The sequence below is a fragment of the Dactylosporangium sp. CA-092794 genome (assembly GCF_050948465.1).
GTDB lineage: Bacteria > Actinomycetota > Actinomycetes > Mycobacteriales > Micromonosporaceae > Dactylosporangium.
In genome coordinates, this window is record NZ_CP192044.1 from 7668165 (window position 1) to 7692168 (window position 24004).

The following is a 24004-nucleotide window of genomic DNA, read 5'->3' on the forward strand; positions in this document are numbered from 1 at the left end:
CCACCGGTCGGGCCGCACGTCATGAATCCGCTAGTATGTCACCACTGCCTTGAACCGGATGTCACCGTTGGCGACCCGGTCGTAGGCCTCTGCCACGCGCTCCTTGGGGAAGAGCTCGATCATGGGGGTGACCGCGCCGCGCGCGACGAAGTCGAGCGCCTCGACGAGGTACTCGAAGCCGTTGTGAGCGGAGCCGATGATCTGGTAGCTGTTGGACACCAGCGGCAGCGCCGGCAGTGTCATCTGGTCGGTGGCGATGCCCATCATGACGACCTTGCCCCACGGGCGCAGACCGTCCATCGCGCCGGCGACGGCGGCGTGGTTGCTGCTCGTGTGCATGATCAGATCAGCTCCGCCGGCCGCTTTGAGCCCCGCCCCGTCCGTGACGACCTCGTCCGCGCCGAGTTGCCGGGCGAGGTCCTGCTTGTCGGGGCTGTGCGTCACCGCGGTGACGTGGTAGCCGGCGGCCTTCGCGTACTGGATCGCGAGGTGGCCGAGACCACCGATACCGACCACGGCAACCCGCCCGGAGGGCTTGGCGTCCGCGCGACGGAGGGCGGCCCAGACCGTGAAGCCGGCACACAGGGTCGGTGCGGCCAGTTCATAGGACACGGCGTCCGGCAGCAGCACCGTTCCGTCGACGTCGGCCACGATGTACTCCGCGTGCGCACCGTCGACGTTGACACCGGTGAGGATCGGGTTGGCACAGTTGGCGGCGGTGACGAAGCTGTTGGGGTGCTGCTCACGGCAGAAGTCGCACTTGCCGCACCGCTTCTGAACCATCGGGATCCCGACGCGATCGCCGACCTTGCGCTGGGTGACGCCCGCCCCGACGGCGACGACCTCGCCGACGCCTTCGTGCCCGAGGACCAGCGGGAACTCGCGGAACGACAACGTGCCGTTCGCCATCCACACGTCCGTGCCACAGATCGCACACGCGTGGACGCGCACCAGCACCTGGTTGGGCCCGGCCTCCGGCCGATCCACGTTCTGCAGCTCCCACCGGGCATGCACCTTGGGAACAACGACCGCCTGCATCTGGGTAACCAATTTCCACTCCTCCTTGGTCGGAACCGGCACGCGAGTGCGGGTTCGGGCTCGTTTACACAGGCCATCGCTGGCCCTTCCTGACGTGGGACGCGTGTTCCCAAGACGCCTACGGCCGAGATCGCGCAACTGCGCGGTGGGTCTTGTCGGCCGCCGAGATGAGCCAGCTCTTCTCAACCGGATGTGCGGGCCGGAGTGGCGCCTTCCTTGCCACGCGGTGCCAGGACCGGACGCCGCCTGTTCAGGCGGCTGTCACGAAGTCGAGCAGCGCCGTGTTGACCTCGGCGGCATGGGTCCACAGCAGGCCGTGAGGGGCGCCGTCGATCTCGATGTACCTGGCCCCGGGCAGGGCCTCATGGAACGGCCGCCCAGTCGAGTCGATCGGAAGGATTCTGTCGGCCGTCCCGTGCAGGATCAGTGCCGGCTTGCTCTGCGGCACGCCGGTCGCGTTGTCGTCGCGCTGGACGAGGAACGGCTCGAGGGAGGCGAGGAAGGCGAGCTTGGCGACCCGATCGTGACCGTGGATGCGGACGTACCGGGCCAACTCGCCGGTGCCCATCGAGAATCCGACCAGGATGACGTCGCGCAGGTCGAGCGTCTCGAGCACAGTGTGGAGGTCCGCGGCGAAGGTGTCGTAGTCGTAGCCGGTACCGACCTTGCTCGACTGCCCGAAGCCGCGGCGGTCGTAGGTGATCACGCGGAAGCCGGCGCCGATCAGCTCACGCGTCTGCAGCTCCCAGCTGTGGCCGCTCAATGGATATCCGTGGATCAGGACGACGGGCTGACCGCTGCCGTGATCCTCGTAATAGATATCTACCGGCGCACTGTTCTCGGCGCCGACGGTGACGGTAGCCAAGGCGTTCCTCCTGGATTGGGCAGACAATCGTTCCTGTGGCACGTTCAGCCGACCCGCGGCACGCCGCGAACCGGCTGAACCGCTAGACTGCTGCTGAGTCGTGTATCGGGTCGAACGACAGGAACATCTCCGCAGGCGCCAGGAGTACAACTCCGGCCGTCTCCTTGACCGTCGTGCCGGGCACGATGGAGAAGTTCGTCAGGCGGCGCAGCAGGCGGTCGAAGGCAACCTCGATCTGGAGTCGGGCGAAATGCTGGCCGATGCAGCGGTGGATCCCTACTCCGAAGGCGATGTGAGGGTTCTTCTGGCGGTCGAACCAGAGCTCGTCCGCGTGCTCGAACTTCGTCTCGTCGCGGTTGCCCGACTGCCAATGCACCGCCAGCCGGTCGCCTTCCTTGAGCGGACAGCCCAGCAACTCGTTGTCCTTGGTGACGGTGCGGCCCATGACCGAGACCGTCGAGGTGTACCGCAACAGCTCCTCCAGGTCATGCTTGACCCACTCGGGCCGGCGCAGCCGCTGCTCGAAGCCGGGAAGTTCGGCGAGATACCGCCCGATATGGGCGATCGCGCCGCGGGTCGTGTCCAGGCCGCCGAGCAACAGGACGGTGACGACACCGAGCTGCTCGGCGCCGGAGAGGGGACGGCCGCCGTCGACTCGAGCGGTGACCAGCGATTGCAGAACGTCGTCCCGGCCGGAAGGGCCGGCGGCCCGCTCCTCCAGGATCTCCGCGGCAACGCCCGCCACTCGCGCGTAGGCCGTCTGGTCGCCGGTGGCTACGCCGGTCACCGCTTGAATCGCGAGCTCCATGCGGGTCTCGTTGTCGTCGTCGATCACGACGCGAGCCAGCGACCCGGCCGTGAACGGGATCGCGAACTGACTGACAAACTCGACCTGGCCCTTGTCGATCACGTCGTCAATCAGTGAGTCGGCCAGTCGCCGCATCTCCGGCACGTACCGCTGAAGGAACGACCGGGAGAAGTATGGGTTGAGGAACTGCCGGAAGTCGCGATGCAGTGGCGGATCGAGATCCAATGGTGGCAGCGGGACCGGGACGTGGTGGACGCCCGGGGTCGAGGAACTGAAGACATCCGGGTGCTCGCCGATCGTCCGCAGGTCGTCGTACCGGCTGACAACGTATTGACCGCCGTCGTAGCCTGAGCGGACAACCGGGCACTCCCCGCGCGACCAGGCGAGCTCCTGCGGGAGACGCTCGCAGTCCTCGTGGCGGTACCAGTCCAGGTGCTCGAAGAACTCGAGGTGCGGGCCAGTCATAACTCGAAATCCGCCTTTCGATCGGGTCCGGTGCCTGGCATCAGGTCACCCGGCGGCAACGTCCCGGTCATGAACTGGGAGATCATGGGATAGACGCTACGAACGCCCGGACATACGCGTCCAAGACCTCTTCTGTATCCGTTTCATGCAAAACATGCATGTTGCAGCTCGCGGCAAGGAGCCAAGACGGCCCAATAGATAGCGATCGCACCGACCTCGGGCCGCGATGACGGCACGCGGTGCTGAGGGCTCGTCGGGGAATCGGAGCAGCAGGATCGCGGAGACCATGGCCGCCAGCGCCGCAGTATCACGAGCCCACCGGAGCACCCGAGACCGCCGGCCGGGCTTGTGGCGTCGCTCGGCTCGGCCCGTTCGCAGGAAGGCGTACATGCCGGCGGGGCCTCGCCAACGCCTTGCCGCCCAGAACAGGCAGGCGACGAATTCCCACCCGAAGACTGCGGCGCCGATCCGTAGTGCAGTGCCGGGCGGATCCAGCTCGTGGAAGCCGCCGATGCGAAGGGTGCCAAGGGCAGCAGTGCCGGCGAAGACCGCGCTCACCGCCGCCACCACGGCGTACAGGCCGAGCATGACGAGCACACGCTTCGGCGGCGTGTTCAGAATCGACCGGCCGTCCGCACCCACAGCACCATTGAAACGGCTACGCGCTCGCGACCGTAGCCCGTGGCTGTCACCCACGGTCAACAACGCTACGAAGATCGCTGATGTCTCGATGCCATGCCACGTCATGCGTCCAGACCGCACCAGCGACCGACCGACGAACACCATCCGACCGCGTTCCTACTACACGACACCCGACGCGGTCGGCGACCGGTGGTTGCCATGCGGTAGCCGCGAACCTCGGCTATGACGACCTGCGATCCGAACTGACGAGGGCCACATTCCAGTCGGCAACCGCACAGCGATCTCGGCATCCGGTCATGCCGCTGCAGGAGTGAGCGCGTCCGTTTGCTCATCCACACAGGCCGCGAAGGGATCGCTTGGACCAGACCCCGCCACGCGCCCGCCATCGTGAAGGCCCCGTCGAACACCTCGACCGGACTGGGTGCTACGTCGCCTTGCCGGCGGGTCTCGAACGCTTTTGTCCCGGGGGCACCGATCGTAGCTGTCCATCGACCGGTTGACCCGGCGACGCCGCGGCCGGGCCAAGGATAGGAGCCGTGACCGATGGATACGCGATCGAGACGCACGGCCTGCGCAAGACCTACGGCAGCCACCACGCGGTGAACGGGCTCGATCTCGCCGTCGCGCGTGGCGAGGTGTTCGCTCTGCTCGGGCCCAACGGCGCCGGCAAGACCACGACGGTCGAGATGCTCGAAGGCTACCGCAAACGCGACGGCGGTGAGGTCCGCGTGCTCGGCGAGGACCCGCAGCGGCGCACGCTTGCCTGGCGTGCGCGGATCGGCATCGTGCTGCAGTCCACCGGCGAGTTCGAGGAACTCAGCGTCGAGGAGGTGGTGCGGCACTTCGCCGCCTACTACTCCGATCCCGACGAGCCGGCCCGGGTGATCGAGCGGGTCGGGCTGCAGGACAAGCGCAAGGCCAGGGCGAAGGTGCTCTCCGGGGGTCAGCGCCGCCGGCTCGACGTGGCACTGGGCATCATCGGCCGGCCGGAGCTGCTGTTCCTGGACGAGCCGACGACCGGCTTCGATCCGCAGGCCCGCCGGGAGTTCTGGGAGCTGATCCGCGACCTCGCCGCCGGCGGTACCACGATCCTGCTCACCACCCACTATCTCGACGAGGCGGAGACGCTGGCCGATCGGGTCGGGGTGATCGCCGGCGGCCGGCTGATCGAGGTCGCCACCCCGGCGTCCCTCGGCGGCCGGGGCAGTGCGGCCGCGAAGGTGCGCTGGACCGGGCCGCACGGCCCGGAGGTGCGCGACACCGACACGCCGGCCACCTTCGTGGCCAAGCTCGTCGACGAGTTCGGCGGCGAGGTGCCGGACCTCGTGGTGAGCCGCCCCTCACTGGAAGACGTCTATCTGTCGATGATCAAACCCACGGAGGACCAGTGACCGCCCTCACCATCCGGCTCGGCCTGCTGCGCAGCGGCCTCGAACTGCGCCAGTTCTTCCGTGGCCGCGAGTCGGTCATCTTCTCGTTCGCGCTGCCGATCCTGCTGCTGGTCGTGTTCGGCTCGGTCTTCGGCGGCCAGGATCTCGCGCCCGGCGTGACCCTGACCCAGTACTTCGTGGCCGGCATGATCGCCGCCGCGCAGCTCACCAACGGCTTTCAGACCCTGGCCATCCAGATCCCGATCGAGCGCGACCGGGGCGTGCTCAAGCGCCTCGCCGGGGCCCCGATGCCGGCCGCGTCGTACTTCATCGGGAAAGTGGTCATGGTCTATCTCATCGGGATCGCCGGGTGTGTGGTCATGCTCGCGATCGCGACCGCCTTCTTCCATGTGGACCTGCCCACGACCGGCCAAAAGTGGTGGACGTTCGCCTGGGTGTCGCTGCTCGGCATCGCCGCCTGCACCTTGTGCGGCATCGCGTTCTCGTCGATCCCCCGGGAGAGCAAACGGGCGCCGGCGGTCGTCACGCCCGTCGCGCTGGTCCTGCAGTTCATCTCCGGTGTGTTCTTCGTCTTCACCGACCTGCCGGGCTGGATGCAGCAGATCGGCGCGCTCTTCCCGTTGAAGTGGATGGCGCAGGGCATGCGCTCGGTGTTCCTGCCCGGCTCCTACGCCGCGAACGAGCCGGCCGGCACTTGGGAACTGGGCCGGGTAGCCGTCATGCTGGTGGCCTGGGTCGTGATCGGACTGGTGCTGTGCCTGCTCACGTTCCGGTGGACCACCAAGGAGGACCGTTGACCGCTGCGGAGCAGGCCGAAGACGCCTGGGACCGGTACCGCGTCGCCTGGCACTTCCTGGCCACCGCGGTGCCGGTGCTCACGGCCGCGGTGATCTGGTCCGACAGCGGCCTGCCGACAGTCCGACGCGTGCTGGCGAGCGCCTTGCTGCTGCTCATCTTGGCCTGGTACTGGTGGCAGGGCGCCCCGGCGCTGCGGCGCACCGACGACCGGGCCGGCTCCCTCCACCTCGCCGGCGAGATGCTGCTGTTCGCCGGGGTGCTGGCGGTGTCGATGGCCGCGATGTTCCAGCTGGCCGTGCTGACCATGCAGATCTTCATCACCCTGCGTCGCTGGCGGGACCGGTTGGTGGCGCTCGGCGCGATCGCCACCGTCTGCGTCGCCGGCACGGTGTGGCACAACGGCCTTACGTCCGACACCGCGGTCACGCTCGCCGCACTGCTCTTCGCCCCGCTGCTCATCGGCACACTGTTCGGCGCGTACATCTCGGCCGTCATCACGCAGAGCCGGGCCCGCAGCGTACTCATCGCCGAGCTCACCGAGACCCGCGTGCAGCTGGCCCGGGAGCGGCACGACGCCGGGGTGGCCGCCGAACGGGAACGGCTGTCGACGGAGATCCACGACACGGTCGCGCAGGGCTTCACGAGCATCCTGATGTTGACCCAGTCGGCCCGGATGACGCTGGACCGCCCCGACGTCCTGCGCGAAAAGCTCGACCTCATCGAACGGACGGCGCGGGAGAACCTCGCCGAGGCGCGTTCGCTCGTCGCCGCGCTCTGGCCGCCGGACCTGCACGCCGGCACTGTCGCCGAGGCGCTGGAACGGATGGCGCAGCGACACACGCGCGACACCGGCGTGCCGGTCAGCGTCGAGGTCACCGACCCCGCCACTCCCCCACGGCCGGAGCACGGGCCGGTGCTGCTGCGTGCGGTGCAGGAGGCGCTGATGAACGTGCGCCGCCACGCCAACGCCGCCACGGTGCGGATCGTGCTGACCCCGCACACGATGCGGGTCATCGACGACGGCCGAGGCTTCGATCCCGAGCAGGACCACGCCGGCTACGGCCTGCCGGGGCTGCGCAGCCGGGTGTCCGGCTTCGGCGGTAGCTGCACGATCGAGTCGGCGCCCGGCGCCGGCACCACGGTCCGGGTGGTGTTGCCGGCGTGACCGTGCGGGTGCTGCTGGCCGACGACCACCCGGTGGTCCGTGTCGGCCTGCGCGGCATGCTCGAGGTGAACGACGACCTCCAGGTCGTCGGCGAGGCGGCATCCGGCCGGGAGGCATTGACGCTGGTCGCTGCCTTGCGCCCGGACGTGGTACTGATGGACCTGCGGATGCCCAGCATCGACGGGGTCGAGGCGACCGAGCGGATCGCCGCCCGGTTCCCGCAGACCCGGGTGCTGGTGCTGACCACCTACGACACCGACGCCGACATTCTGCGCGCGATTGAGGCCGGCGCCGTCGGGTACCTGCTCAAAGACACCCCGATGGGCCAACTCCTCGACGCCATCCACGCTGCCGCACGCGGCGAAGCGGTGCTGGCGCCCCCGGTTGCCGCTCGGCTGGCCACCCGGACCCGGGGCCCGGCCGTCGAGCAACTGACCCCGCGCGAGGTCCAAGTGCTCGGCCTCGTCGCCCTTGGACTGTCCAATGTGGAGATCGGGCGGGCGCTGTACATCGGCGAGGCAACCGTCAAGACCCACCTCGTGCGCGCGTTCGGCAAACTCGGCGTCAGCGACCGCACCGCGGCCGTGACCGCCGCGCTCAGCCGCGGGATCCTGCGCCCGCCCTCGGGCCCGCCCTAACCCGTCCGAGCAGGAACCGGCGCAGTGTCGGTATCGGCGCGAGTCACGGCCGTTTTCCATGCTCCGGGGACCCGCCCACGACACCACCCGCGGGATCCCGCCCACGACACCACCCGCGGGATCCCGCCGACCGGACCGCACGCCGGGCCACGCCCGGACGCGCAGCGACCAGAAGTCTCCGCGATCATGCCGGACCGGCCGCCGACACCAACGGTTTTTCATGATCGCGGAGCGAACATGTACACCCGTGTACCGAAAGGCTCCGGGATCATGGCAAACCCGTGGTTCGGCCACGGCAACACGCATGATCACGGAGACATTTGGCCGCCCAAGTACCCTCGTATCGCCAATAACGGATATTTCGCCTGTCAGGGTATAAGTCCGAAAAGTCGTGGCGCGGAGCGCCCGACTTTTCGATCAGCGGTGCGCGATGGGGGCCGGTCGCGGTCAGCCGATCAGGTGTCGGGGTGCGGGCCGGTCGGGCCGGTGGCGACCCGCGTTCGGGCGTGATCCCGCACCTCGGGCGGCCAACGACCGCGGCGGATGCCATGATGTCTGAGCGGATACCGGGCGAGGAAGGGGCCGCGGGCGCATGGCGCGGTTCGAGGCGGTGACGTCGCTCGACGGGGATCGGGCGGACGTCGTGCTGTCCGGCGAGTGTGACCTCGCCGCCCGGGACGACTGCACCGCCGCGCTGCTCGGCGCGGTTCGGTCCGCGCCCGCGGTGGTCGTCGACCTGGGCGCGGTGACGTTCCTGGACTCCACCGGGGTGCACGCGCTGGTGACCGCGCACCAGGCGGCCCTGGCCCGGGGCGGGTGGATCAGCGTGGTCAACGCCGCCGGGATGGTGGCGCACGTGCTGGAGATCACCGGCGTCGCGGGGCTGCTGCGCGAGCGGGGTGGCGACGATGGGTGATCCGGTGCGCGGCGAGTCCATGGTGTATGCGTTAGTGTCCGACCTGGCGGCGGTCCGCGCGTTCGTCGCCGCCCGGGCCGTCGCGCTCGGCCTCGAGCCGGCCCGGGCCGACCTGCTGACGCTGGCCGTCAACGAGCTGGCGACCAACACGTTGCAGTACACCCGGGAAGGCGGACAGGTCCAGCTGTGGACCGACTCCGGGGATCTCGTCTGCGACGTCGTCGACCAGGGGCCGGTGCGCGCCTTCGGCGGCGGGATGCCCCCGCCCGACGCGGTGCGCGGGCGCGGGCTGGCGATCGTCGAGATGGTCTGCGACCACGTGGCCGCCTTCGCCAGCAACCGCGGCACCGTCGTCCGGATGCGGCTCGGCCTGGCGTAAAAGCGTAAAAGGCGGAGAAGGCGGAGAAGGCGGAGAAGGCGGAGCCTAGAGCACCTGGATGGCGAGGGTGCAGGTGTCGTCGTCGGGGCTCGGGCGGTGCAGCAGCGCGCCGATCAGGCGCAGCGGGTCCTCGCCGGGCCGGCCGGTCGCCGCGGCCAGGGCGTCGGCGACGTCCTGGATGCTCCGCGCGATGTCGGCCGAGCGGCGCTCCACCAGGCCGTCGGTGTAGAGCAGCACCACGTCGCCCGCGGCGAGCGGGGTGCACGCCACCGGGTAGCCGGCGTCGGCGTCCGCGCCCAGCAGCAGGCCGGCCGGGGGCGGCAGCTCGCCGGCCGCGCCGGCGCGGGCGCGCAGCGGGGGCGGGTGGCCGGCCCGGGCCCAGGACAGCGTGCGGGCCGGCGGGTCGAAGACGCCGACGATCGCGGTGCCGGTGAGTGCGAGCTGGACGCAGAGGCGGTTCATGTGGCCGACGATCGCGCCCGGATCGCGGATGCCGATCGACAGCCAGGCGACGAGCGCGAAGCGCAGGTGGGCCATGCCGTTCGCGGCCTCGAGGCCGTGGCCGGCCAGGTCACCGACGGCGAGGACGACGAGGCCGTCGGGCAGGGTCTGGGCGTGGTACCAGTCGCCGCCGACCCGCAGCGCGCTCTCCGCCGGCAGGTAGCCGACGGCGGCGCGCAGCCCGGCCAGCGGGAACGGCTCCCGGGGCACCGGCTGGATCAGCTGCTGCAGCTGCCCGGCGAGGCGGTGCTCGGCCAGCGCCGTCATCTCCCGGTTGCGCAGCTGGTCGCTGAGCCGCTCGATGGCGCTGCGGGCGTCGGACCGGGCGGTGACGTCCTGCACGACGGCGTAGATCTTCAGCGGCGCGCCGGACGGGTCGCGCACCACGTCGGAGAGGATCCGCAGGTGCTTGACCGCGGCGCCGACGCGGAAGCGCACGGTCACGTCGGAGCTGCTGCCGCTGTCGAGGCTCTGCCAGGCGGGCTCGGTCATGCTGCGGTCCTCGGGCAGCACGGCGGCGCTCTGCTCGGCCCGCGACATCGGGCCCAGCGCCGGGTCGCGCTCGAAGATGCGGTACATCCCGGCCGACCACTCGCTGCGGCCGGCGACGAGGTCGTACTCCGCCCAGCCGAGGATGCCCAGCAGCTCCGTGCGCTCCAGCCGGCGGTCGGCCTCGTCGACCCGCCGCCACCACACCAGCAGCCCGTCCAGGGCGCGGTGGACGGTGATCTCGAACCGCGAGTCGGCCACCACGCCCACGGCGTGCCCGCCGTAGTGGAAGTCGGCCAGCGTGGCCGGCCTGCCGGTGTCGAGCACACGCAGGTAGACAGCCCACAGCGGCCCGTCGGGCAGGCCCGGGTACAGCTCGCCGAGCAGCCGGCCGACCCGCCCGATGCCACGGCCGTAGATGTCATCGCCGTGGCCGCTGGTGGCCGCGATGCGGAAGTCGGCGACCCGCCCGCCGGCGTCGCGCACCGGGCGCAGCCAGGTGCAGCCGGCCGGCACGACCGCGAGGACCTCCCGCACGACCGCCGCGACGGCGTCGGGGTCGTCTGCCATCCCCGCAGCCTATCGGCATCCGCGAGGGAAGTGGCGCAGCGCAGGACGCACGGCCGCCGCGGGCGCGGCGGCCGTGCGGGCCGGGCGTCGGAGCTCAGCTCGCCGCGCAGGTGGGCGTCAGGCTACCGGCGGTGCCGGTGCCCTGGAAGCCCCACTCGGCGTACTGGCCCGCGTTCACGTGCCCGTTGTAGGACACGTTGGTCCAGCTGGTGCCGGACCGGTTGACGTTCCACGCGTTGGTCACGCTCACCCCGGAGGGCAGGGCGAGGGTGACGTTCCAGGCGTTGATGGCGGCCGACCCGGCCGTCACCCGGACGGTGGCGACGAACCCGCCCTGCCACTGGTTGAGCGACACCGTCGCGGTGCACCCGCCCGGTCCCCCGCCCGGGCCGGACGGTGAGGGCGACGGTGACGACGGGGGCGAGGAGGACGCCGAGGGCGACGACGGCTGCGAAGGACCGGAGCCGTTGAGCCCCATGAACGCGATCGCCATCGCCGCCTGGCCGGCCAGCGGCAGCGAGTGCCCGACGCCGTTGATGCTGATGCCCTCCACCGGCGGCTGGGTGGTCGCGTTGCCGTAGCGGGTGCGGGTCCAGCCCGGCTGCGGGGTGTCGGTCGCGACCGGCGTCTGGCTGACGCCGAGCACGTTGGTCCACTGCTTGATCTCCTCGCCGAAGTTCGGATAGGCGAGGGTCGTGTCGGCGGTACCGTGCCAGACCTGCATCCGCGGCCGCGCTCCGGTGTAGCCCGGGTAGGCGGCCCGGACCATGTCGCCCCACTGCTGCGGCGTGTAGATGCGCTGGCCGCCGGAGCACTGGCTGTTCCACGACGAGCCGTCGGTGGTGGCGAAGCAGCCGAACGGCACGCCCATGAACGCGGCGCCGGCCTTGAACACGTCCGGGTAGTCGCCGAGCAGCACGTTGGTCATCATGCCGCCCGACGAGGCGCCGGTGACGTAGACCCGGTTCGCGTCGGCGTTGTAGTGCTGCTCGGTGTACGTGACCATGGACATGATGCCGACCGGGTCGCTGCCGCCGCCCCGCGTGAGCGCCTGCGGCGACGACACGTCGAAGCAGGAGCCGCTGCGGGTCGCCGACGGGTAGACCACGATGAAGCCGTAGCGGTCGGCGAGCGAGGCGAACTCGGTGCCGGAGTAGAAGGCCGGCCCCGAGCCGGTGCAGTAGTGCACGGCGACCAGGATCGCCGGGCGCGACTGCACGGTGCTCGGCACATAGATGTACATCCGTAGATTGCTGGGATTGCCGCCGAACCCGATGATCTCCGTCAGCGTCGCCGCGGCGGCCGGCCGGGCGAGGACGAACACCCCGATGAGCGCGGCGGCCAGCGCCGATGCGCCGGCGATCAGGCGTCGCAGCATGTCAGCTCCCCGAGCAGCTCGGCGTCAGGGTGCCGGCGGTGCCGCCCGCCTGGAAGCCCCACTCCGTGTACTGCCCGGCGTTGACATGGCCGTTGTACGACACGTTGCTCCAGCTGTTGCCGTTGCGCGTGACGTTCCACGAGTTGACCACGGTCGCGCCAGACGGCAGGGCCAGCGTCACCGTCCACGCGTTGATGGCGGCCGATCCCGCGGTGACCCGCACGGTGGCCACGAAACCGCCCTGCCACTGGTTGACCGAGACCGTGGCGGTGCAGCCGGCGCCGGGGTTGCCCGGGTTCGACGGCGAGGTGGACGGCGAGGGCGAGGTGGAAGGCGACGGCGAGGTGTTCGGCGTGGTCGGCGGCGGGGTGTTGCCCGGGCCGTTGAGGGCGTTCAGCACGGACGTGTACGCGGGCTTCTTGTTGCCGCTGCCGTCGAACAGCAGCGGGCTCTCGCCCGAGCGCCACGAGTCGCTGTCGCGCACACCCCACACCGTGATGCCGACGCAGCGCGAGACGTTCATGCACGCCTGGGTCATCGCGGAGTACTGCGTGGTCGACGCGTTGGTGACGTCGGCCTCGGTGAGGGCGACGTCCACGCCGAGCGCGGCGAAGTTCTGCAGGGTGGTCTGGAAGTTGCTCGGCAGCGAGCTGCCGCCGGTCATGTGGGTCTGCAGGCCGACGCAGTCGACGGGCACGCCACGGGACTTGAAGTCCCTGATCAGGTTGTAGACGCCCTGCGTCTTGGCGTACGACCAGTTCTCGATGTTGTAGTCGTTGTAGCAGAGCTTGGCCGACGGGTCGGCGGCGCGGGCGGTGTTGAACGCGACCTCGATCCAGTCGTTGCCGGTCGCCTGGAGGTTGGACTGGCGGCGGGTGCCGTCCTCGTTGAAGGCCTCGTTGACCACGTCCCAGTAGGGGAGCTTGCCCTTGTAGTGGGCCATCACGCCGTTGATGTGGTTGATCATCGCCGTGCGCAGCGAGCTGCCGCTGAGGCTCTGCATCCAGCCTGGCTGCTGCGAGTGCCAGGCCAGGGTGTGGCCGCGGACCTTCATCCCGTTCTGGGTGGCCCAGTTGTAGATCCGGTCGGCGTTGGTGAAGTTGAACTGGCCCTGCGAGGGCTCAGTCGCGTCGATCTTCATCTCGTTCTCGGGCGTCACCATGTTGAACTCGCGGGCGGCGATGGTGGTGTACGCCGAGTCACTGAGCTTGCCGGCGCTGATCGCGGTGCCGTAGTACCGCCCCGACTGGGCCGCCGCGGCACCGAGTGTGGTGGCGGCACCCTGTGCGGCGGTCGCGAACCCAACGATGGTCGCGATCGCAGCGGCAGCAGCCACCGCGATCGCCACCCGGGCCCTTACCTTCTTCATGTCGGGAGACCTCCGAACGTTTCGACGTCCGCTGATGTGCGGACCGCGCTCAGCATTCCCGGAAATATTCCGGAACGAAACGGTTCGGCCGGTCTGGCCAGGTCAAAGGCGTTATCGAAAATGCGATTCGTGAAACTTACGTTCAGCCCTTCACGGAGCCCGTCAGGCCGCCCACGATGTGCCGTTCGGCGAATACGAAGAAGCCGATCGCGGGGATCATCGAGGCCGCCGTGTACGCCAGGATCTTGGCGGTGTCCTGCGAGTACTGCGTCTGGAACGCCGCGACGCCCAGCGGCAGCGTGAAGTCCGCCCGGTCGGACAGCACCAGCATCGGCAGCAGGTAGGCGTTCCAGCTGGTCACGAACGCCAGGATGGCCACCGTGGTCAGCGCGGGCCGGCTCAGCGGGAGCAGGATCCGCCAGAAGAAGCCCAGCCGGCTGGCCCCGTCCATCGCCGCGGCGTCCTCCAGCTCGCCCGGGATGGCGTGCATGAACGGGCGCAGGATGACGATGGTGATCGGCAGCGAGAACGCCGCCTCGGGCAGGGCCACGCCGAGCGGTTGCTCGAGCAGGTTCAGCTGGCGCAGCAGCAGGTACATCGGCAGCGCGGCGGCGGTCAGCGGGAACAGCAGGCCGATGGTGAACAGCGTGTAGAGCCCCTCGCGGCCGGCGAACCGGTAGCGCGACAGCGCGAACGCCGCCATGGCACCGGTGGCCACCGCGAGCACGGTCGCCACGACCGCGATGAACGCGCTGTTGCCCATCGCCCGCCAGAACACGCTCGAGCTGAGGACCTCGGTGAAGTTGCCGAACACCCACGGGTGCGGCCAGCCGGCGGGCGCTCTGTTGATCTGGGCGTTGGTGCGGAAGCCGCCGATGATGGTGAACAGCAGCGGGATCACCGTGACCCCGACGACGAGCAGGGCCGCCAGGTAGGTGAACGGGGTGCCCAGCGTCATGGCGGGACGGCGCCTGGGCGTGACGGTCACTGCCATAGCGGTCACTCCACGATCCGAGTCAGTGCGCCCTGGGTGTCGCGGCGCATCGCGAAGCGCTGGTAGATCAGCGCGAAGATGAAGCACACCGCGAAGAGCACGACCGCGACGGCGCTGCCGTAGCCGAACTCGTAGCGGCTGAAGCCGTGGTCGAGCAGGTAGGTCGCCATCGTGCTGGAGGCGTTGGCCGGGCCGCCGAGCGTCATGATCCAGACGAGGTCGAACAGCTGCAGCGAGCCGATGATGGACAGGAAGATCCAGATCCGGATGGTCGGCCCGAGCAGGGGCAGCACGATGCTGCGGGTGGTCTGCCACGCGCCGGCGCCGTCGACCGACGCCGCCTCGCGCAGCTCGGCCGGGATGCCCTGCAGGCCGGCCAGCAGCAGGATGATGCCGAAGCCGAGGTACTTCCAGGTGCACACCACGAACAGCGTGTAGAGCACCAGGCTGCTGTTGGCGAGCCACTCCTGGATCAGCCCGCCCAGGCCCACGGCCTTGAACAGCTGGTCGACGAAGCCGCCCGGCTGCAGCATGAGCAGCCACACCACGGCCGTGATCGCCTCGGAGAGCACGTACGGCGCGAACACGATCAGCCGCAGCACGGATCGGCCCCGGATCCGGCGGTTGAGCAGCAGCGCGATCGCGATGGACAGGGGCAGCTGGATGGCCACCGACAGCACCGCGATGATCAGGTTGTGCAGCAGCGAGTTCAGGAAGACGTCGTCGGAGAACACCCGCGTGTAGTTGCCGAACCCGTACCAGGTGCGGGGACTGAACCCGGTCCACTTGTAGAAGCTGTAGTAGACGGCCGCCGCGATGGGCAGCAGGACGAAGCCGATGAACAGCACCAGCGCCGGGGTCAGCAGCAGCGTCAGCTCCAGCCGCTTGGCCCGGCGCCCGCCCGGCCGGCGGGCCGGTCGCGATGCCGCGCGACCGGCCCGGGCCGATGGTGCCGCCTCGACGGCGATACCACCTGTTTGCGTCATGCTGAACCAATCACTTGTTCGCGACGGCCTTGGTGAAGGCGTCGACGATGCCCTGCGGGGAGCCCTTACCGGCGAAGAAGTCCGCCACGGCGTCGTTGAGCGCCTGCCCGACGCTGGTCGGCAGCGCCTGGTCGAAGTACACCTGGATGTACGGCGCGCTGTTCAGCGCCTCCTGCACCGTCTTGAGCGACGGGTCCTGGATCGCGGTGATCGCCTGCGGGTTGGCCGGCAGCGTGGCGGTGCTGCTCTGCACCAGCTTGGTCTGCACCTCGGTGCTGGCGATGTACTTGAGGAAGTCGGCGCAGGCCGGCCCGGCCTTGACGCTGCACGAGAAGCCGTCGCCGCCGCCGAGCGCGGTGCCCGCCGTGCCCTTGCCGCCCTCGACGGTCGGGAACGGGAACCAGCTGAGCTTCGAGGCGAACTGCTTGTCGTCGGTCAGCGGGATCATCGTGGGCAGCTCCCAGTCGCCCTGCAGCTCCATCGCGGCCTTGCCGTTGGCGACCAGACCGGCCGAGCTGCCCGCGCCCTGCTGGGCCGGGGTGCCCAGGAACGCGTCCTGGAACGGGTTGGTGGCCAGGAACGCCTTGAGGTCCTCGCCGGCCTTCACCCAGCACGGGTCGTCCATCTTGAGGTTCTTGACGGTGTTCTGCACGACGTCGGTGGAGCACTCGCGGATCGCGAAGTAGGCCCACCAGAACGCGTCGGGCCACTTGTCCTTGCTGCCGACCGAGATCGGCGTGATGCCCTTGGCCTTGAGCTTGGTGACGGCGTCGTTGAGCTCGGTCATCGTCTTCGGCGGCGCGGCGATCCCGGCCTGCTCGAACAGGTCCTTGCGGTACCAGAACCCGACGACGTGCAGGTCGTAGGGGATGCCGTACTGCTTGCCCTCGACCTGCCAGCCCTTCGCGGCCGCTCCGAGCTGGCTGATCCAGCTCGACGTCTGGGCGGTGATGTCCTGGATCTTGCCCGACTCGACCTGCGTCGCGAGCGCGCCACCGCCCCACTGCTGGAAGATGCTCGGCGGGTTGGGCGACTGCAGCGCCACCGAGATCTTCGTCTTGAGGGCCTCGTTCTGGGTCGGCTCGACCTTGAACGTGACGTTCGGGTGGTCCTTGTGGTACTGGTCCGCGATCGACTGCCACGCGCTCAGGCCCGGGTCCTGGGCTTGGTTGTGCCACCAGGTGAGCGTCACCGGGGCGTTGGCGTCGGTCGGTGCGCTACTGCTGTCGTCTCCGCAAGCGGTCAGGGAGGGGACCGCCATCGATAGTGCGATGGCGACTGCGGCCAGCCTCCGTGGGGTGCTCAGGCGGACGTTCAAAGTGATCATCTCCTGACGGGGGCGTGGGCGAGCTCACGGGCTCGGCCCTCGATGACCGCAGAGTCTCGCCTTTGTTACGGCGATTGTCAATCGTTGTCGATAACGTTATCGGACGTTATTGTGCCCTCGTGAAACCCAGCTCCCGAGTCACGATCCGCGACGTGGCGGCCACCGCCGGCGTCTCGGTCGCGACGGTGTCCAAGGTCCTCAACGCCCGCTACGGCGTGTCCGCGGCCACCAGCGCCCACGTCCAGGCCGTGATCCGCGAGCTCGGCTACGAGGCCAGCCTCGTCGCGCAGAGCCTGCGCAATCACAAGACCAACGTGATCGGCATCCTCGTGGCCGACCTCGAGCCGTTCAGCACCGAGCTGCTCAAGGGCGCCGCCAAGGCGATCAAGGGCACCGGATACGAGCTGGTCGTCTACTCCGCCGGCGGGCGGACGGTGGACCACGCGGGCTGGGAGCAGCGCTACCTCTCCCGCCTGTCCGGCACCCTCGTCGACGGCGCGGTGCTGGTCACCCCGACCGTCGTCGACGTCGAGTTCGGCCAGGCGGTGGTCGCCGTCGACCCGCACACCGGGCCGACCGGACTGCCCACGGTGGACTCCGACAACCTGGCCGGCGCGCGCACCGGCGTGCGCCACCTGCTCGACCTCGGGCACCGGCGGATCGCGCTCATCGGCGGCCGGCCGGACCTCGAGTCGGCGAAGCTGCGCGAGCAGGGCTACCGCGACGAGCTCAGCGACGCCGGCATCGAGGTCGACCCGGAGCTGATCCAGCCCGGCAACTACGACGCCGAGGACTCCACCGCCGCCGCCCGGCGGCTGCTGGAGAGCCCGGACCGGCCCACCGCGATCTTCGCCGCGAACGACATCTCGGCGCTCGCGGCCATCGAGGTCGCCGGCGCCATCGGGCTGAAGGTCCCGCAGGACCTGTCGGTCGTCGGCTTCGACAACGTGCCCGAGGCGGCCCTGGCCAACCCGCCGCTGACCACCGTCGAGCAGCCCATCTCCGAGATGGGGCACCGCGCCATCGACCTGCTCATCCAGCTGATCCACGGCGAGCAGGTGCAGAACACGCACATCCGGCTGGCGACGCGCCTCGTGGTGCGGCAGTCGACCGGCGCAATCTGAAATTTTGGCGAAACGGAGCGAACCAGCGTGACAGACAGCGGCGCCGCCGGAGCGTGGCGGGATGCCACGCTACCCATCGATGCTCGGGTAGCGGACCTCATGGCCCGGATGTCGCTGCGCGAGAAGGTCGCGCAGATGTACGGTGCCTGGCTCCACGTCGACGAGACGGCCGGGGAGGTCGCCCCGCACCAGAGCGACCAGGCCCCCGACCCGATCGACTGGCCCGAGCTGATCCGGCACGGGCTGGGCCAGGTGACCCGGGTCTACGGCTCCGCGCCGATCGAGCCCGCCGCCGGCGCCCGGCGCGTGGCCGACCTGCAGCGGCAGATCATCGACGCCGGGCGGTTCGGCCTGCCGGCGATCGTGCACGAGGAGGTCCTCACCGGCTTCGCCGCCTGGAAGGCGCCGATCTTCCCGGCGCCGCTGTCCTGGGGGGCGAGCTTCGACCCGGCGCTGGTCGAGCTGATGGCCGCGCACATCGGCGGTACCATGCGCCGCCTCGGCGTCCAGCAGGGCCTCGCCCCCGTCCTCGACGTCGCCCGCGACCTGCGCTGGGGCCGCGTCGAGGAGACCATCGGCGAGGACCCGTACCTCGTCGGCACCATCGGCTCGGCCTACGTGCGCGGCCTGCAGTCGGCCGGCGTCGTGGCCACCCTCAAGCACTTCGCCGGCTACTCCGCCTCGCGCGCCGGGCGCAACCTCGCCCCCGTCTCGATCGGCCCGCGCGAGCTCACCGACGTGCTGCTGCCCCCGTTCGAGATGGCGCTGCGGGCCGGCGCCCGCTCGGTGATGAACAACTACACCGACATCGACGGGGTGCCGGTCGCCGCCGACGCCACCCTGCTCACCGGGATGCTGCGGGATCGTCTTGGCTTCACGGGTACCGTCGTGTCGGACTACTTCGCGGTCGCGTTCCTGGAGACCTTGCACGGCGTCGCCGCCGACCGCGGGGAGGCCGCCGCGACGGCGCTGCGGGCCGGCATCGACGTCGAGCTGCCCGGGGTGAACTGCTACGGCGGCCCGCTGCTCAAGGCCCTGGAGGCCGGCGACGTCGACGAGGCGCTGATCGACCGCGCGGTGGAGCGGATCCTGCGGCAGAAGTGCGAGCTGGGCCTGCTCAACGCGGACTGGAGCCCGGAGCCCGAGTTCCTCGCCGCCCCCGGCGACCTCGACGACGCCGCGGCGCGCGACATCGCCCGCCGTCTCGCCGAGCGGGCCGTCGTGCTGCTGCGCAACGAGGACGCGGCGCTGCCGCTGCGCCCCGGCACCCGCCTCGCCGTCGTCGGGCCGGGCGCGGCCGGGCCCGACTCGCTGTTCGGCTGCTACTCCTTCCCGCGCCACGTCGGCGTGCACCACCCCGGCCTGGACCTCGGCGTCGCCGCACCGTCCATCGTGGACGCGCTCGGGCCGGACTTCGCGCTGAGCTACGAGCTCGGCTGCCCCGTCCTCGGCGGCGACGACGAGGGCATCGCCGCCGCGGCCCGCGCCGCAGCCGGCGCCGATGTCTGCGTCGCGGTCCTCGGCGACCTGGCCGGCCTGTTCGGCCTGGGCACCTCCGGCGAGGGCTGCGACGCGGCCGACCTGCGCCTGCCCGGCCGGCAGGAGGAGCTGCTGGAGGCGCTGCTGGCCACCGGCACCCCGGTCGTGCTGGTGCTGCTGGCCGGCCGGCCCTACGAGCTGGCCCGGCAGGCCGACCGGCTGGCCGCCGCGGTCTGCGCGTTCTTCCCGGGCGAGGAGGGCGCGGCGGCCGTCGCCGGCGTGCTCACCGGCCGGGTCAACCCGTCGGGCAAGCTCCCGATCGGCTTCCCCGGCGACGGCGCCGCCCAGCCCGCCACCTACCTGGCGGCGAAGCTGGCCCGGCGCAGCGAGGTGTCCACAGTGGACCCGAGCGCCCTGTTCCCGTTCGGCCACGGCCTGTCCTACGCCGACGCGGAGTGGGGCCCGGCGGCCCTGCGCTCGCCGGACGGCTGGGCCACCGACGGGGAGGCCGAGCTGAGCGTGCCGCTGCACAACCCGTCGCAGCGCGCGGTCAGCACGGTGGTGCAGGTGTACGCCCACGACCCGGTCGCCTCGGTGGCCCGCCCGGTGCGGCAGCTCATCGCCGCGCCGCGGGTCGACCTGGCCCCGGGCGAGTCCCGGACACTCGTCGTCACGCTGCACGCCGACCTGCTGTCCTACACCGGCCGGGACGGCGCCCGGGTGGTCGAGCCCGGCGACGTGGAGCTCCACGTCGGCCGCTCCAGCACCGACACCCACACCACCCTGCGCGTCCCGGTCGTCGGCCCCCGCCGCGAGGTCGGCGCCGACCGCCACCTGCACCCGGTCGCGACGCTCCTGCCGTGACCCGGCCGGATTGACCGGCGTTCCGGGCCAGGACTTCGGCGCCCTGGCCCGGTTCGCCTCGGCGCCGCCCAGCCCTGGGCGGTCAGCGCGGCCGGCCCGGCCACGAAGGCGACCCGGCCCGGTTCGCCTCGGCGCGGCTCAGCCCTGGGCGGTCAGCGCGGCCAGCCCGGCCACGAAGGCGACCCGGCCCGGTTCGCCTCGGCGCGGCTCAGCCCTGGGCGGTCAGCGCGGCCAGCCCGGCCACGAAGGCGTCCGGGCTCGGGCTGCGGCGCAGCAGCGCCCGCTGGCGGTCCGCGCCGGTGCCGTGGTGGAGCAGGCGGGCGAGCGCGCGGTGGACCACGGCCGCATCGCCTGACTCGGCGAGCGCCGGCCCGATCTTGCGCAGCAGCGCGCGCAGGCCGTGGCCGGTGAGCCCGTGACGGGCGGCGGTGGCGAGGTCCGCGTCCGGGTCGGCGGCGCACCGCGGCTCGGCGGCGCGGTCCTGGCGGACGTCGTCGATGAGCGTGGCGACCAGGGCCCGGACGATCCCGGCGAGCAGGACGGTGTCGGCGACGTCCAGGCAGGTGTCGGCGACGCGGATCTCGATTGTGGGGTACCGGCCGGACAGCCGGGCCAGCAGGTGGACGCCGCCGACGTCGAGCGCGGTGCCGGCGGCGATGAGCCCGGCGACCGCGCGGTCGTAGTCGGCGGCGTCGGCCCAGACCTCGGGCGCGCGAAACGTCGGCCAGTGCCGGCGCGCCGCGTAGCGGGTGCTGCCGTAGCCGCTGTCGGCGCCGTCGCGGCAGGGTGAATTCGCGGTCAGCGCGAGCACCGGGGCCAGCCAGGGTCGCAGCCGGCCGAGGACGGCGACGGCCAGGTCGCGATCGGCCACGCCGACGTGGACGTGGCAGCCGCAGGTGCCGGCGGATGCCGCGGTCGCGTCCGGGTAGCGGTCGGCGAGGCGGCGGTACCGCGGCTCGTCCGTCACCGCCTCGAGCGGCCCGCGTCGAAAGGGTGGCGCCCCGGCCGCGACGAGCCGCGCGCCGTTGAGCTCGGCGGCGCGCGCGGCGGTCCGGCGCAGCTCGGCGAGCTCGGCCTGCAGCGACCGCAGGCCGGTGTGCACGCCGGTGACCGTCTCCAGCTGATACGCCGTGTACTCGTGCCGCACCCGGTCGTCGCCGCCGGTGACCCCGAGCAGCCCGGCCGACACCGGTGCCACCGCGCCGTCCGGCTCCAGCAGCAGGAACTCCTCTTCCACGCCGACGGTGAGCATTCGCCCCGCCTCCCCCCACGACCCATGTCTCGCGTCTCTTTGGGTGAGCTTCGCCCCGGCCCGCGTCACCGCACGTCATCCCGGGCGGGTGAGTGGCCCGGGTTGGCCGAGTGCCGAGGATGTGGGCAGGAGGTGCGTGATGTGCCGATGGCTCGCGTATTCGGGATCGCCGATTCTGCTCGCCGAGCTGCTCTACAAGCCCGAGCACTCGCTGATCGACCAGAGCATGCACGCCCGGCTCGGGGTGGGCACGACCAACGGTGACGGGTTCGGGGTCGGGTGGTACACCCCGGACGGCCCGGCCGAGCCGACCCTCTTCCGCGGCATCGGCCCGGCGTGGGGGGACGAGAACCTGCACGAGCTCGCCCACTCGGTGCGCTCCGGGCTGTTCCTGGCCCACATCCGGGCCAGCACCGGCACGCCGGTCCAGCAGACCAACTGCCACCCGTTCCGGCACGGCCGGTGGCTGTGGCTGCACAACGGGCGGATCCGCGGGTACACCCACCTCAAGCGGAGCCTGGTCATGGCGGTCGACCCGGAGCTGTTCCCGGACATCAGCGGCTCGACCGACTCGGAGCTGATGTTCTACCTGGCGCTGACCTACGGCCTGGAGCGCGACCCGGTCGGCGCCGTCCAGCGCATGGTCGGCTGCGTCGAGGCGGCGGGCCGCCGGCACGGCATCGACAATCCGATGCAGATGACGGTGGCCACCACCGACGGCGAGCGGCTCTACGCGTTCCGGTACTCCAGCGAGCGCAACAGCCGGTCGCTGTACTGCAGCACCGCCGTGGACACGCTGCGCTGCATGTATCCGGAGAACCAGGCCCTGCAGCGGGTGTCGGACCAGACCCGGATCGTGGTCTCCGAGCCGCTCGGCGGGCTGGTCGGCGCCTGGCAGCCGGTCGCGGAGTCCAGCTACGAGATGGTGAAGCCGGGCGTGGACGTGGCCGGCCCGTTCGAGCCCGCGCTCTGCTGAACCGCCGGTTGCGGTGTGGCCGCGACCGGGGTCGCCCCGCGCGGCACGGGCGCCGCCGCATGCCGGGGCGCGGGCGCGCGGCGGCGCGGGGGCGGGGCCCAGGGCAGCAGCGCGGGCCGGCGGCGGGCGGCGACGTCCTCCACCCAGCCGAGCGCCAGGACGGCGACGGCTAGCAGGACCAGGGCCACGGCGAAGTAGCCGTCCTGGATCAGGGCCGGGCCGAGCTTCCAGACCTGCAGCCGGTCGCCGACGGCGAAGCACAGCGCGATCGCGACGTTGTGCCACAGGTAGATCGTGACGGCCCGCGCGTTGAGCAGCGTGACCAGCGCGTCGAGCGGCCGGATCCGGCGCAGCCAGCCCATCGCCGGCGCGGCCCGCAGCACCAGCAGGACGAAGCCGAGCGAGTACAGCGCGTTGCCGAGCGGGATGTCGTTGAGGTTGCCGGCGCCGTCCTCGCCGGGGTGGGTCACCGCCCAGCCGGCGCCGGCCGCGATGAGCCCGGCGGCCAGCCCCAGCAGCAGCGGCAGCCGCAGCCGGCGCAGTGCCCCGGTCCGGTGCGCGAAGCCCGCGCACCAGCAGGCGCCGTAGGTGGCGACGTCGATCACGACCGCGCCGGCCCGGCTGTCGGACAGGGCGTCGGCGATCGGGCCGGCCTGGGTGATCGCGAGGACCGCGAGCGGCAGGGCGATCGCCAGCAGCGGCAGCCGGCGGAACAGCCACCACGCGGCCGGGGAGAGCAGGACGAGCCAGAGGTACGTCACGAGGTACCACAGGACGACCGTGGCGTCGGCGGCCCAGTCGCTGCCGGGCGGGTCGGCCAGCGGTACCACCCAGAGGAACAGCGAAGGCACGTCGGGCGTCCAGCCCTGCCAGATCATCACCGGCACGACGATCAGGCCCATGACCCACAGGGCCGGCAACAACCGCCGGACCCGGCCCCGGATGGCCCGCGCCCCCGACCGCTCCAGGGACGCGGCCATCAGCGACCCGCCGAGGGCGAACATGACGCCCATGGCCGGCAGCGCGTAGGTCAGCCAGGTGAGGCTGAACATGTGAAACACCACGACCCGCGCGATCGCCAGGGCGCGCAGCGCGTCCAGGTAGCGATCGCGGCCCCCCGCATGCGTCATGCGGGCATCATGTCGGCCCGGATCGGGCGGCCTGTGCGGATTCGCGCGGAATGGGCCGATCGGCCGACCCCGATGGAGTGACCCGAATTGTCCCCTTGTTAGGCGTGCGCCGCCGCGACCTGCCCATCAATGAGCCAACGGCCCCGCAGCGACCTGAGTCCAAGTATCAGCATCCCGGCCGCGCACAGCACCACGATCGAGGAGATGATCGGGAAGATCACCGGCAGGGTGACGTGCGACTGCAGCAGCACGAGCAGCACTGTGATGATCAGGCCCGGTGCGGTGCCGACGGCGACGCCGATCGCGGCGACCGCGACCGCGCCGAGGACGCCGGCGATCACGATAAAGCGGTCCGGCACGCCTCCCGCGCCGGGCGAAAGCTCCGCGACGCCGCTCGCTTCCGCTCACACGACCGCCTTGACATCTCTGGAACTACGTTCCAAACTATCCCTGGAACGAC

Annotated in this window: 20 protein-coding genes and 2 pseudogenes; 9 read left to right on the top strand and 13 right to left on the bottom strand. The window is 71.1% G+C overall.

Annotated elements, in window-relative coordinates:
* Positions 1–30: 30 nt before the first annotated feature.
* The 4 genes and pseudogenes from ACQPXD_RS32655 to ACQPXD_RS32670 all read right to left on the bottom strand — a co-directional run bounded on the left by ACQPXD_RS32655 (position 31) and on the right by ACQPXD_RS32670 (position 3176).
* Positions 31–1038, bottom strand: coding sequence for an alcohol dehydrogenase catalytic domain-containing protein (locus tag ACQPXD_RS32655; RefSeq protein ID WP_432825181.1), 1008 nt, complete (start codon positions 1036–1038; stop codon positions 31–33).
* A 250-nt stretch (positions 1039–1288) separates the two neighbouring features.
* A pseudogene (locus ACQPXD_RS32660) lies at positions 1289–1471 on the bottom strand (alpha/beta fold hydrolase); the annotation flags it as partial.
* A 6-nt stretch (positions 1472–1477) separates the two neighbouring features.
* Positions 1478–1903 (bottom strand): annotated as a pseudogene (locus ACQPXD_RS32665) (alpha/beta fold hydrolase); the annotation flags it as partial.
* A gap of 82 nt (positions 1904–1985) precedes the next feature.
* Positions 1986–3176 (bottom strand): cytochrome P450, encoded by a 1191-nt coding sequence (locus ACQPXD_RS32670; RefSeq protein WP_432825182.1) that lies wholly within the window; start codon positions 3174–3176, stop codon positions 1986–1988.
* A gap of 1178 nt (positions 3177–4354) precedes the next feature.
* Between ACQPXD_RS32670 and ACQPXD_RS32675 the strand changes: the two genes are divergently transcribed.
* From ACQPXD_RS32675 to ACQPXD_RS32700, 6 genes are all read left to right on the top strand, one after another.
* The gene (locus ACQPXD_RS32675; protein WP_432825183.1) at positions 4355–5209 is read left to right on the top strand and encodes an ABC transporter ATP-binding protein; all 855 of its coding nucleotides are present in this window, start codon (positions 4355–4357) and stop codon (positions 5207–5209) included.
* On the top strand, positions 5206–6006 hold the full coding sequence (locus ACQPXD_RS32680) for an ABC transporter permease (RefSeq protein WP_432825184.1): 801 nt from the start codon (positions 5206–5208) through the stop codon (positions 6004–6006). Before ACQPXD_RS32675 ends, ACQPXD_RS32680 begins: the two co-directional genes overlap by 4 nt.
* The gene (locus tag ACQPXD_RS32685) at positions 6003–7172 is read left to right on the top strand and encodes a sensor histidine kinase (RefSeq protein WP_432825185.1); all 1170 of its coding nucleotides are present in this window, start codon (positions 6003–6005) and stop codon (positions 7170–7172) included. Before ACQPXD_RS32680 ends, ACQPXD_RS32685 begins: the two co-directional genes overlap by 4 nt.
* Positions 7173–7174: 2 nt before the next feature.
* Entirely contained in the window at positions 7175–7810 is a 636-nt protein-coding gene (locus ACQPXD_RS32690; RefSeq protein WP_432844042.1) for a response regulator, read from the top strand.
* A gap of 592 nt (positions 7811–8402) precedes the next feature.
* Positions 8403–8726, top strand: a complete 324-nt coding sequence (locus ACQPXD_RS32695; protein WP_432825187.1) for an STAS domain-containing protein — start codon at positions 8403–8405, stop codon at positions 8724–8726.
* On the top strand, positions 8719–9105 hold the full coding sequence (locus tag ACQPXD_RS32700; protein ID WP_432825188.1) for an ATP-binding protein: 387 nt from the start codon (positions 8719–8721) through the stop codon (positions 9103–9105). The genes ACQPXD_RS32695 and ACQPXD_RS32700 overlap by 8 nt, the downstream gene beginning before the upstream one ends.
* A 45-nt stretch (positions 9106–9150) precedes the next feature.
* On the opposite strand, the gene ACQPXD_RS32705 is transcribed toward ACQPXD_RS32700, so the two are convergent.
* The 6 genes from ACQPXD_RS32705 to ACQPXD_RS32730 form a co-directional block, all read right to left on the bottom strand.
* A complete protein-coding gene (locus ACQPXD_RS32705) occupies positions 9151–10665 on the bottom strand; it encodes a PP2C family protein-serine/threonine phosphatase (RefSeq protein WP_432825189.1) in 1515 nt (504 codons plus the stop codon).
* 94 nt (positions 10666–10759) lie between these two features.
* Entirely contained in the window at positions 10760–12043 is a 1284-nt protein-coding gene (locus tag ACQPXD_RS32710; protein ID WP_432825190.1) for an extracellular catalytic domain type 1 short-chain-length polyhydroxyalkanoate depolymerase, read from the bottom strand.
* A 1-nt stretch (position 12044) separates the two neighbouring features.
* Entirely contained in the window at positions 12045–13412 is a 1368-nt protein-coding gene (locus tag ACQPXD_RS32715; protein WP_432825191.1) for an endo-1,4-beta-xylanase, read from the bottom strand.
* Between the two features lie 142 nt (positions 13413–13554).
* Complete coding sequence (locus ACQPXD_RS32720) at positions 13555–14406, bottom strand: carbohydrate ABC transporter permease (protein ID WP_432825192.1); 852 nt, start codon at positions 14404–14406, stop codon at positions 13555–13557.
* A gap of 5 nt (positions 14407–14411) precedes the next feature.
* The gene (locus ACQPXD_RS32725) at positions 14412–15392 is read right to left on the bottom strand and encodes a carbohydrate ABC transporter permease (protein WP_432825193.1); all 981 of its coding nucleotides are present in this window, start codon (positions 15390–15392) and stop codon (positions 14412–14414) included.
* 10 nt (positions 15393–15402) lie between these two features.
* Entirely contained in the window at positions 15403–16653 is a 1251-nt protein-coding gene (locus ACQPXD_RS32730; RefSeq protein ID WP_432825194.1) for an ABC transporter substrate-binding protein, read from the bottom strand.
* Positions 16654–16838: 185 nt separating this feature from the next.
* Between ACQPXD_RS32730 and ACQPXD_RS32735 the strand changes: the two genes are divergently transcribed.
* The gene (locus ACQPXD_RS32735; RefSeq protein WP_432825195.1) at positions 16839–17843 is read left to right on the top strand and encodes a LacI family DNA-binding transcriptional regulator; all 1005 of its coding nucleotides are present in this window, start codon (positions 16839–16841) and stop codon (positions 17841–17843) included.
* Positions 17844–17870: 27 nt separating this feature from the next.
* A complete protein-coding gene (locus ACQPXD_RS32740; RefSeq protein ID WP_432825196.1) occupies positions 17871–20186 on the top strand; it encodes a beta-glucosidase in 2316 nt (771 codons plus the stop codon).
* 208 nt (positions 20187–20394) lie between these two features.
* Here ACQPXD_RS32740 and ACQPXD_RS32745 read toward each other — a convergent pair whose 3' ends face one another.
* A complete protein-coding gene (locus ACQPXD_RS32745) occupies positions 20395–21438 on the bottom strand; it encodes a carboxylate-amine ligase (protein WP_432825197.1) in 1044 nt (347 codons plus the stop codon).
* A gap of 139 nt (positions 21439–21577) precedes the next feature.
* On the opposite strand from ACQPXD_RS32745, the gene ACQPXD_RS32750 reads away from it, so the two are divergent.
* Positions 21578–22414, top strand: a complete 837-nt coding sequence (locus ACQPXD_RS32750) for a class II glutamine amidotransferase (protein WP_432825198.1) — start codon at positions 21578–21580, stop codon at positions 22412–22414.
* Here the strand turns inward: ACQPXD_RS32750 and ACQPXD_RS32755 are convergent.
* Both ACQPXD_RS32755 and ACQPXD_RS32760 read right to left on the bottom strand, forming a co-directional pair.
* Positions 22354–23544 carry an acyltransferase family protein gene (locus ACQPXD_RS32755; RefSeq protein WP_432825199.1) on the bottom strand — a complete coding sequence of 397 codons (1191 nt, stop codon included), beginning with the start codon at positions 23542–23544 and terminating at the stop codon, positions 22354–22356. The two genes, ACQPXD_RS32750 and ACQPXD_RS32755, sit on opposite strands and share 61 nt — an antisense overlap.
* Positions 23545–23642: 98 nt before the next feature.
* The gene (locus tag ACQPXD_RS32760) at positions 23643–23903 is read right to left on the bottom strand and encodes a hypothetical protein (RefSeq protein WP_432825200.1); all 261 of its coding nucleotides are present in this window, start codon (positions 23901–23903) and stop codon (positions 23643–23645) included.
* Positions 23904–24004 lie beyond the last annotated feature (101 nt).